The organism is Phyllobacterium sp. P5_D12 (genome assembly GCF_054049495.1).
The window spans coordinates 1-10,574 of record NZ_JBFUMG010000119.1; the positions used below are offsets into that span (position 1 = coordinate 1).

Consider the following 10,574-nt stretch of genomic DNA (forward strand, 5'->3'; position numbering starts at 1 on the left):
CTGGAAGGACCGCAAATGATACGTAGGCTAACGCTTCTCATGGCCGGAGCCCTGTTGGGTGCGACGGCAATGGTCGTTGTGCAGGGAGCTCTGCCCACAACCGCTGCAGAAGCTGCGGGCACCGATACCTATAAACAGCTATCAATTTTTGGTGATATATTCGAGCGCGTCCGCGCCCAATACGTCACGCCACCCGACGACAAAAAGCTGGTCGAGAGCGCCATCAACGGCATGCTCACCTCGCTCGATCCACACTCATCCTACATGAATGCCGAACAGGCGCAGGACATGCGCGTTCAGACCAAGGGTGAATTCGGCGGCCTCGGTATCGAAGTCACCATGGAAAACGAACTTGTGAAGGTTATCGCTCCGATCGAGGACACCCCGGCATCGAAGGCTGGCGTCTTGGCGGGCGACTATATTTCGCAAATCGATGGCACTGAGGTGCGTGGCATGACGCTGACCGACGCCGTCGACAAGATGCGCGGCGAGGTGAACACGCCTATCGAACTGACGCTCATTCGTCAGGGTGCCGACAAGCCGATCAAGCTCACCATTGTCCGCGACGTGGTCAAGGTCAAAGCTGTCCGCTCACGCGTCGATAACGACGTTGGTTATGTCCGCGTCATTTCTTTCACTGAACAGACCTTCGAGGACCTGCAGAAGGCAATCAAGGATATCCAAAGCAAGGTTCCGGACGACAAGCTCAAAGGCTTTGTGCTCGATCTGCGCTTGAACCCCGGTGGTCTGCTAGACCAGGCCGTCGCCGTCTCCGATGCTTTCCTCGACAAGGGCGAAGTTGTCTCGACACGCGGCCGCGATCCGCAGGATATCACCCGGTTCGACGCACGGCCCGGCGATCTGACCAACGGCAAGCCGCTGATCGTCCTGATCAATGGCGGCTCGGCCAGTGCTTCGGAAATCGTCGCCGGTGCGTTGCAGGACCATCGCCGCGGAACGATCCTCGGAACACGCTCATTCGGCAAAGGTTCGGTACAGACAATCATACCGCTCGGCGAAAGCGGCGCATTGCGTCTGACGACGGCGCTTTACTACACACCTGCTGGAAAATCCATCCAGGGCAAGGGTATTGTCCCGGACATCGCTGTCGATCAGCCGCTTCCCGCCGACCTTCAGGGCAAGGCGGAGCCGATGAGTGAATCCAGTTTGAAGGGTCACATTAAAGGCGTGCAGGAAGATGCAGAGGGTTCCGGGTCGATCGCCTATGTGCCGCCGGATCCGAAGGACGACCTGCAGCTCATCCAGGCGTTGAAGCTCCTGCGCGGCGAACAGGCAAATGCAGCCTTCCCGGCTGATCCCAAGAAGGGCGTGCCTAACTGACATGAAAATGGGGACCGGACTTTTCTCCTACAGTCTGGTCCCCATGGCTCATTTCTCCAGCCTCTATCCCTCCATTAACATTCTCTGCGGCCAAAACGCGTGAACTCCGATCTCAACCGGCCGCTGGGACAAAACGGCAAAAGGTCAGACTCAAAATCTGACAAGATATCGCCAATCCGCTGGCTATTGCCATCGGCTGCGATTGTCTGTGTCCTTGGCCTTGCCTCGCTCGTCACCTACACCAGCCATCAAGGCTTCCGACGGCCGGTACCTGAACCGCCGAAGACGCAGGTTGCGGAAGCCGCACCGACCGTTATCCCGCCACCAGTCCCAGCACATGACACTAAAAGCCAGCCGGGCAATATCGTCACGGCGCCCGAAGGCGGCCCCAAGGTAATCGTCGTTGGTGATCCTACACGGCGCGCGCAGGACCCCCGCACTGCCCATATCCCCGAACCCGATATGCTGGAGCAAAGCCCGCAGGGGCCACTGCCCATGATTGCGCCCGATGGCCGGCGCCCGCTCGATATCTATGCCCGGCCATGGTCAGGCGCGCGTGGAGCTCGCGTCGCCATCGTCATCGGGGGATTAGGCCTGTCGCAAACCGGGTCGCAACAGGCAATCCAGACGCTGCCTCCCGAAGTGACACTGGCCTTCTCGCCGGAAGGCAACAGCCTCCTCCGCTGGATGCAGGCAGCACGTCAGGACGGCCATGAAGTCTTGATGCAGATCCCGCTCGAACCCTATGACTATCCGCGCGTCAACCCGGGACGCAACACGTTGACCGTGGATGCATCGCCAGCGGCGACCTTGGAAAACCTGCACCGGGCAATGGGCCGTATCACGAACTACACAGGCGTCATGAACTATATGGGGGGGCGCTTCACTGCTGAACCCGAGGCAATGACCACTGTTATTCAGGATATCGCCAAGCGTGGTCTGCTCTACCTGGACGACGGCACATCGGCGCGCAGCAAAGCCGAAGGCATTTCCGCGCAACAGGGCGCACCTTTCGCAGCAGCCGACCTGTTGATTGACGCTTCGCAGGATCGCGGCACGATTCTGAAGAAGCTTGATGAGCTGGAGCGCATTGCCCGTGCCAAGGGTACAGCGATCGCCACAGGCTCCGCCTTCGATGTAACAGTGGAGGCGGTCACATCATGGGCCAACGAGGCGAAGGCCCGCGGTATAGAGATAGTTCCTGTCTCCGCCCTTGTCCGCGATCCGCAAAAGGGTTAGCAACCGATGGCCCGGAGTATTTTGCATGAGCAAGAACAAGAAGCCTGTCGATCCTGAATCCCTGCCCTACCGGCCCTGCGTTGGTATCATGGTGCTAAACCGGCAGGGTCTGGTCTGGGCCGGGCACCGCATCGTCGCTGCCAATGACGAGATGGATGGTGCAACGCAGCTGTGGCAAATGCCGCAAGGCGGCATTGATCAAGGAGAGAACCCCGAACCGGCAGCCTTGCGCGAACTCTACGAGGAGACTGGTATGAAATCCGTATCTCTCCTCGCCGAAGCACCCAATTGGATCAACTACGATTTGCCTCCTCATCTTGTTGGCGTTGCGCTGAAAGGCAAATATCGCGGCCAGACGCAAAAATGGTTCGCCTATCGCTTCGAGGGCAATGAAACCGAAATTGCGATCAACCCGCCTCCCGGTGGTCACACCGCCGAATTCGATGAATGGGCTTGGAAGCCTCTGACCCAATTGCCCGACCTTATCGTTCCCTTCAAGCGCAAGGTCTATGAAGAGGTGATCGCCGCGTTTAGGCATTTAGTAGACTAAATTTAATCTCGTACCCGCCTGGCGGATTGTACCGATTAACGCCGATTTTCTTTACTCGTTGTATGCCCGATCAACGCTTGGAGCATTGTGCTCCAGTCCTCTGGATGCAGTTCATGACCGCCTCCTTCAATTTCGACCAGCTTCGACCCCGGAACGATCTTGATGAATTCGCGACCGTGCTCGATAGGAAAGATGGGATCAGACGTGCCGTGGATAACAAGCAGCGGCGGTTGAAGGCGAGTGAGTTGACCATTCCGTTGGTCTCCGCTGGAAATCACGAAATGGTTGGTTGCACTTTCAAATCTCCGCGCTCGATCATAGTCCATTGCAATGAAGTCTCGCGCATGTTGCTCGTAAAACGAATGCCTCGTACTGGAAATCGCGCGGACGTCAGCGAGCATGAACTCGACAACCTGGGTGCGATCTGACCAATCGAGATCGGCGTAGCTGGYGGAATGCTCTGTGTAGGCGGCAGTCATTCCGGGTAGATGAGTGGTATCAACGCCGACAGGTGACGTGCTTATCAATGTCAGCGTTCGCGATCGCGCCGGATATTTCAATGCCACAAGTTGTGCGATCATGCCGCCCATGGACATCCCAACGATATGCGCCGACGCAATGCCGTAGCCATCAAGCACACGAATTGCATCATCGGCCATGTCGTCGAAGCTGTATTCAGGTTTGCCAACCGGATAGTTTGTCGAAAGTCCCGTATCACGATTGTCGTAGCGGATTACGTAGCGGCCTTTGTCTGCAAGACGCTGGCAGAACTCTTTCGGCCACCACAGCATCGAGGCCATGGCGCCCATGATCAGCAGGATTGCCGGATCATTCGGGTTACCGAACGCTTCGCTGGCCAGCTCGACTCCGTCTGTCTTGACTAGTTTCGTTTGCATGCCGTCACCTTGCCTCTCTACATTCACCCGGTAAACGTCACTGGGGCAAGCGGTCCAAGTCGTCGTAAAGCGCTTGACTGTGTTTATAAAGGTTCTCGAAGAATACCTGCATTGGCGCATATATATCCGACCAACGGGCGTCCGGCATTATTTCATCGACATAGGAAACATGGTCGTCCACGGCCGCTACCAAATTGGCAGAGCGCCCGCTCGCAGTGGCAGCCATGATAGCGCAGCCGATAATGCCACATTCAGCTTCAGCGGGGACCAGAATCGGTATGTTGTAGACGCTGGCCTTGATCCTCATCCAGAGCTTCGTCTTCGCCCCGCCGCCCGAAGCGACTATCCGTTCAAGGGGCACTCCGGAAATGGCATCGAGAACCTTGATGTGACGTTTCACCGCGAAGGCAACACCTTCGAGAACTGCACGGTGCATATGCGCAAGCCCGTGCGATGCACCTATCCCGAAATATTGCGCACGCGCATTACGATGTTCGCCAAGCCGCTCGCCCGCAAGATACGGCATGAAGAACAGCCTTTCCGATCCTGGCGGGGCTTCTTCAGCCTTTCCGACAATATCGGAATATGACAGCTGCTTTTCGTGAAAGGCCCGGCGCGCCCACCGCATCGCGTCTCCGCCCGATTCCAGCAGCATGAAGGCGCCCCAATTGCCTTCCACCGTTCCGACATTGCAGACGGCTGCGTCAAGCAGCGGCTGGTCCGCGACGGCAGTTACGATCGCGGAAGTACCCATGACTTCCGATCCGACGCCCGGACGGCACACGCCCGATCCAAGAAGCGCAGCCGGATAGTCCCCCGCCCCGACAAGGACCGGCGTCCCCTCGCGCAACCCGGTTTCGATCGCTGCTTTCGCCGTAACGTGAGCAAGAATCTCTACCGGATTTCGCAACGGTGCCAGCTTGGCCCTGTCGAGGCCAAGAAGCCCGATCATCGTGCCCGACCATTCCCCAGTCCTCGCATCCATGAGAAAGCTTGCACCTCCATCGGTGCGATCCATGGCAATCTCGCCGGTCAGCCGCAGATTGATGTAGTCCTTCGGCATAAGGACTGCTGCCGCCCTCCCGTAGGCATCAGGGTCATTGTCGCGCAGCCACTGCAGCTTGAAACCGGGCCAGGCGGGCGTCGCTGGATTGGCAGAGTCAGCGAGGTAGGTTTCCGGTCGATGCAGTCTTTCGAAAGCTGCGACGTGACCGACTGTACGTTTGTCGTTCCACAGCGGTGCGGTATCACGCACCAGTTTGCCAGCATCGTCCACGAGCACGGTACCGTGCATCTGGCCACAGGCGGCAATAGCATCGATATTGGAATGTGCGTGTGGAACCTTGTTGAGCACCTGGCGGATCGTCGCCACGACACCATGCCACCAATCGCCGGGCCGCTGCTCCGACCAGCCGAATTGCGGCACGATCTGCTCGTGCTCCCGCGTTGCGATCACAAGGATTTTGCCCTTGGAATCCACAAGTGCGCTCCGCACACTTCCAGTGCCTACATCAATCGCAAGCGTGAGCTTACCTGCCAAGTGCTTCGCCCGTACTCTTCAAGAAGAGATGCATCCTTTCGACATCGATCGGAATGTTGACGACATCATCGGGACGGATCGGCGAGCCCGCAGCAACCTGTGCCGTGAATGGCGCAGTTCCTGTCTTGCCAATGGCAAGCGTGTGTGGTCCGAGCGGCTCGATATCAGCCACCTTCAGCGGCATCGTTGGAAACGAACCCGCCGCAATCATGGTGTGTTCAGGCCGGATGCCAAGCACGACCTCTTCGTCGGCCGCGCTCGTCAGCGCTTGTGTTCGATTTGCCGGTATTGGCACCCTCACATCATTTCCCGCCCGAAAGCTGAGCCCGCTACCATCCCGCTCGAGCCGGCCTTCGATGAAATTCATGCTCGGAGCCCCGATGAAGGCGGCGACAAACAGATTCTTCGGTGACTCATAAAGTGTGATCGGGTCCGCCGTCTGTTCGATACGTCCCTGGTTCATCACAACCACACGATCAGCCATCGTCATAGCCTCTACCTGATCGTGCGTGACATAGACGATGGTGGTTTTCAGGCGGCGGTGCAGAAGCTTGATCTCGGTTCGCATTTCAATACGCAGCTTGGCATCGAGATTGGAAAGGGGCTCGTCGAACAGAAAGACTTCCGGCTGGCGCACAATGGCGCGGCCAATGGCGACGCGCTGGCGTTGTCCACCCGAAAGCGCGCTGGGCTTGCGTTGAAGATAGGCGCCGAGGTTGAGAATGCGCGCTGCATTTGCGACCGAGGTTTCAATATCGGCCTTTGATGTGCCGCGCACTTTCATGCCATAGCCAATATTCTCGGCGACCGTCATGTGGGGGTAAAGCGCATAGTTCTGGAACACCATCGAACAGTTGCGCAAACCAGGGCGGAGATTTGTGACATCGCGGTCACCGATGCGGATTTCTCCGGACGTCGCTTGCTCCAGGCCGGCGATCATGCGCAGGGTCGTCGTCTTCCCGCAACCGGAAGGCCCGACAAGCACAACAAATTCCTTATCAGCGATCACCAGATCGAGCGGTGGAATAACCTCGACCTTGCCAAACGATTTGGTGACCTGTTGCAAACGCACTAGGGACATGCCGTGCCTTTTCATACGAACTCCGTCGCGCTGCTACAGCGGCGACGGACGCTTCATTTCTCAACTGGAACTATCCCGCCAACACTGGCGGCGGGCGGGATAGCGACTTGTCATTATTTTGCCGGGAGGCCCATCGACGAACGATAGGCCGCAAGCTGCTTGTCGCGGCCAAAATCGTCGGTCAGCTTGTTCCATCCCTGCGCCACCGTATCAAGCGCCTGCTGGGGCGTCACCTCGCCAGCCAACGCTTTCGACAGCTCGATCTCCAGAATTTCCGTGTAGGAGAAATAGCCCGGCAAGCGCATGTCAAGCGCCGTGTTCTTGGCAGTGACGGCGTCTTTCTGGGCACCGAGATATTCCTTGGCCTCACGTGGTGAGAATATCTTCGACCAAAGATCGGCGTTGGTCGTATGCGAGATGCGATACGGGTTGACCCCGGTGCCACCGGTGATCGCCGCCTGTCCTGACACAGCCGGACTGGTCAGGAACTTGATATAATCCCAAGCCGCATCCTGATTTTTGGATGAAGCGGGAACAGCCGCCTGCCACCCGCCGAACGCCATGAACGATGTCTGGATGACGTGGTCGAACTTGTCCCACTTCTTGGTCTTGTAGTTCCAGATCTCGTCCGATCCAGGCAGCGATGCCGAGCCAACATTGCCCGCAACCTTGGATTGCTTGGGATCGGCGCCAATAACACCGGTATCACCCCAGCCGATCGACTCCGCCACCTGACCGCCGGCAAACGCTGCATTCACTTCGCCGAACGAGAAATTCAGCGCATTCGGCGGTGCGAGCTTCGACGCCTTTATATATTCTTCCAACCCGCGGACCCAGCCAGGATTGTTAACCTGGGCATCCATCGTGTCCGGATCAAAGAACATGGCGCCCGGATTGTCCGGATGGCTTGTATATCCGGCAACATGGCTAAAGAGGAACCAGAATTGCTGTCCGCCACGGCGGAAAGCCTCTGCCGTGCCCCACAGTCCGTTCGCCGGCTGCTGGAAGAATTCAGCGATGTCGAGATACTGCTTCCAGGTCTTTGGCGGCGCCAGATCGTAGCCATACTTGGCCTTGAATGCCGTCTGGTTTTCCGGCTTCTCAAACAGATCGATACGGTAGGTATAGGTGTGCGCATCGCCGTCCATCGTCTGCGACAGAACCTTGCCATTCCAGACCATCAGCTGTTCACGATAGACGGGAGCGATATCCTCCCAGTCTGGGCCGGACTGCATAGCCTTGGGCATCTCCGACAGATAGTCGGTGAAATCCGGCGCCCAGGCTGGCGCGAAGGCAATCACGTCAAACGTGTCTTCGCCCGATGTCAGCGATGTTACGATCTTTGGATAGAGCTCCGACCATGGAAATTCGACGACATTCACTTTGCCGCAGGTTTTCTCAGTCCAGCCCTTGGCGGCCAGCTGCAGTGCGGAAGCGATATAGGGTCCGGTCTGCGTCGTTGCAGTCAGGGTGACGCCGGTATAATCGGGGTCGCAGGCAAGTGCCGACGATGCCCCCGCGATCGCCAACAGACCCGCAGCCGTAGTACTCAGTAGCAATCTTTTCATGTCTTCCTCCCTGGAATTTATGATGATCAGTTATCGTGAATGCTATTTTATTGCTCCCAGAAGCAGGCCGGATCGCATCAACCTGCTTAGAATTCCAGCCATGATAACCATGGGTATGATGGCAACCAAGGCGGCCGCAGAAATCGACCACCATTCGTCACCGCGCTGACTGTTTTGACCCGCGACGAGAATTGGAAGAGTCTGCCATCTGGAGTTCGTCAGAAATAGCGCAAACAAAAACTCGTTCCAGACGAACGCCAACGTGATCATGAACGTCGCTATCAGTCCTGGCTTCGACATTGGCACCACGATGCCAAAGAATATTCTCCACGAGGGAACATTATCCACCATCGCCGCTTCCTCCACTTCGATGGGCAATGCGGCAAAGAAATCGCGCATGAGCCAGATCACGATCGGTAGTGAAAAAGCCACATAGGCGAAGGTCAGACCGGTATAGGTATCGACGAGCTTGAATCCGAGCTTTCCCATTTCAGTATACATCAGAAACAACGCGAATGCCGCGACGATCGGCGGAAACATGCGCTGGCTGACGAACCAGAAAACAATATCGTCATTGCCTAGAACGGGACCGGGGAGCCGTATGCGGCTGGAGCCGATAGCGAGTGCGAGGGCTGCAACAAAGGCATAAATGAGTGATATCGCTTGACCATAGCCCACAATGTGCCGTCCGAGCAGAAATCCACCGAAAGCCACGACGACGAATATTACTCCGGTCAGAAGTTTGACCTCGAAGGTGAACCTCACCAGGGCATAGGCGGCCATCGAACCCACTGCTGTTGCGATGATCGAAGCCGAAAGCCCAATAATCGTCGATGCCATGAAGTTATTGTAGAACTGTCYGCGCTGACCCGACAAAAGTTCGCTCCAGGCGGTTAAAGTCGGTTCAAAGTCGACAAACGGCAGGTATGTCGGCCCGCCGACAACGCCCAATGGCGACTTGAACGACGTTATTGCCACCCAATAGAGCGGGAAGAAGGTAAACGCCAGCCAAAGCAGGCAGCCCGCAAGCGCCCACCAGCGTCCATTTCCCTTCAGATTCCTCACACTCATTTGTGCTTCTCCAGATAGGGCTTCAGGATCGCGAGATAGACGAGGCCAATGACTGTGATGACAATCAGGAACAGGAAGGACAGCGCCGACGTGTAACCAAGATTGAACTTCTTGAAACCTTCCTGGTAGGCGAACAGCGTCAGGGTTTCGGTTGAAATCCCCGGACCTCCACCGGTCATGACAAACACTGTATCGATGATCTTGTAGCTCTCGATCAGCCGGATAAACACCACCGCCACCGAAATTGGCAGCATCATTGGGAAGGTGATCCCCCAGAACTGCTGCCATGAGCTGGCATTCTCCAGCGCTGCCGCTTCATAGACATCATCAGGCAAGGTCTGCAGCCCTGCAAGCAACATCAGCATGACGAAAGGTGTCCATTGCCAAACCTCAACGGAGATGATCGCCCCGATAGCCCATCTCGTCTGTGTCAGGAAAGGCAGGTTGGGAAAGCCGAAGAATGTCATCAGCTCGTTGAGCGGACCCATCGTCGGGTTGAGGATTTGCCGCGCGATCAAAGCGACGGCGACTGGCGCAACGAGCATCGGCAGCAAGAAACTGACGCGGAACAGACCTTCGCCAGGCACATTTCTGTTGAGCGCGAGCGCTACGGAGAAACCGATGACATATTGCAGAGCCACGGAGATGAAGGCGATGATCGTCGTTGTCCACGCGACGTGCCAGAACCGCGGATTCTGCAGAAGCTCGGTATAATTGCCGAATCCGACAAACCTCGGCGGTATCGGCGGAACGAGCCGCAAGCTCATGAAGCTGGTCGTCAGCGAATAGATCAACGGAAATATGGAAATCACCAGGACGATCAGCAGCGCCGGCCAGATAAAGAAATGCTTGACCGGATCATTTCGAGTCATGCCGCACCGCTGACCCAGCAAACTGCGATCCGGAAGCAGGACACCTTAAAAGCCGACATAGATCTCCTCCCACCAAGGACCTGACCTCGATGAATCCCCCATTTCCGTTGGTAGCGTAATTACGCAATTTTTTTCAGTCAACACAATTCTACCCCGAGTGGCCGTAAGCGAGTGCCCTGCTCGCATTGCAAATATTTGCTTGCGCGCGCACTTTTGTAGTTTTATGTAATTTTACTACAGAACGGAGATCGGCTATTGTGCGCGAACCAGTCGCCAGCCTTGTAGACCCTCATGCCGGCGGGATGAGCGGGCACACCGGTCGTTATGAAAAGCGCTTGACCGACCTAACCGGAGTCTATGAGAACGCAGACGCACATGCGGCGCTCGTCAAAAGCCTGAATGATCCGGTCGTCTAC

General features: G+C 56.8%; 9 protein-coding genes. 3 read left to right on the forward strand and 6 right to left on the reverse strand.

Annotation, left to right across the window (positions count from 1 at the left end; genetic code table 11):
* The first annotated feature begins 15 nt into the window (after window positions 1–15).
* The 3 genes from ACXJ5O_RS10455 (at window position 16) to ACXJ5O_RS10465 (ending at window position 3,130) form a co-directional block, all read left to right on the forward strand.
* Complete coding sequence (locus tag ACXJ5O_RS10455; protein WP_112532191.1) at window positions 16–1,341, forward strand: S41 family peptidase; 1,326 nt, start codon at window positions 16–18, stop codon at window positions 1,339–1,341.
* 99 nt (window positions 1,342–1,440) lie between these two features.
* Window positions 1,441–2,580 carry a divergent polysaccharide deacetylase family protein gene (locus ACXJ5O_RS10460; RefSeq protein WP_457299837.1) on the forward strand — a complete coding sequence of 380 codons (1,140 nt, stop codon included), beginning with the start codon at window positions 1,441–1,443 and terminating at the stop codon, window positions 2,578–2,580.
* Between the two features lie 25 nt (window positions 2,581–2,605).
* Window positions 2,606–3,130 carry an RNA pyrophosphohydrolase gene (locus tag ACXJ5O_RS10465; protein ID WP_457299838.1) on the forward strand — a complete coding sequence of 175 codons (525 nt, stop codon included), beginning with the start codon at window positions 2,606–2,608 and terminating at the stop codon, window positions 3,128–3,130.
* A 35-nt stretch (window positions 3,131–3,165) separates the two neighbouring features.
* Here the strand turns inward: ACXJ5O_RS10465 and ACXJ5O_RS10470 are convergent, their stop codons facing one another.
* From ACXJ5O_RS10470 to ACXJ5O_RS10495, 6 genes are all read right to left on the reverse strand, one after another.
* Window positions 3,166–4,026: an alpha/beta fold hydrolase gene (locus ACXJ5O_RS10470; protein WP_457299839.1), complete on the reverse strand. Its 861-nt coding sequence runs from the start codon at window positions 4,024–4,026 to the stop codon at window positions 3,166–3,168.
* Window positions 4,027–4,063: 37 nt separating this feature from the next.
* The gene (locus tag ACXJ5O_RS10475; RefSeq protein WP_457299840.1) at window positions 4,064–5,566 is read right to left on the reverse strand and encodes a xylulokinase; all 1,503 of its coding nucleotides are present in this window, start codon (window positions 5,564–5,566) and stop codon (window positions 4,064–4,066) included.
* Window positions 5,556–6,647 (reverse strand): ABC transporter ATP-binding protein, encoded by a 1,092-nt coding sequence (locus ACXJ5O_RS10480; RefSeq protein ID WP_457299841.1) that lies wholly within the window; start codon window positions 6,645–6,647, stop codon window positions 5,556–5,558. Before ACXJ5O_RS10480 ends, ACXJ5O_RS10475 begins: the two co-directional genes overlap by 11 nt.
* A 113-nt stretch (window positions 6,648–6,760) precedes the next feature.
* A complete protein-coding gene (locus ACXJ5O_RS10485) occupies window positions 6,761–8,215 on the reverse strand; it encodes an extracellular solute-binding protein (protein ID WP_457299842.1) in 1,455 nt (484 codons plus the stop codon).
* A gap of 42 nt (window positions 8,216–8,257) precedes the next feature.
* A complete protein-coding gene (locus ACXJ5O_RS10490; RefSeq protein WP_457299843.1) occupies window positions 8,258–9,286 on the reverse strand; it encodes a carbohydrate ABC transporter permease in 1,029 nt (342 codons plus the stop codon).
* Entirely contained in the window at window positions 9,283–10,158 is an 876-nt protein-coding gene (locus ACXJ5O_RS10495; protein WP_457299844.1) for a carbohydrate ABC transporter permease, read from the reverse strand. Before ACXJ5O_RS10495 ends, ACXJ5O_RS10490 begins: the two co-directional genes overlap by 4 nt.
* Window positions 10,159–10,574 lie beyond the last annotated feature (416 nt).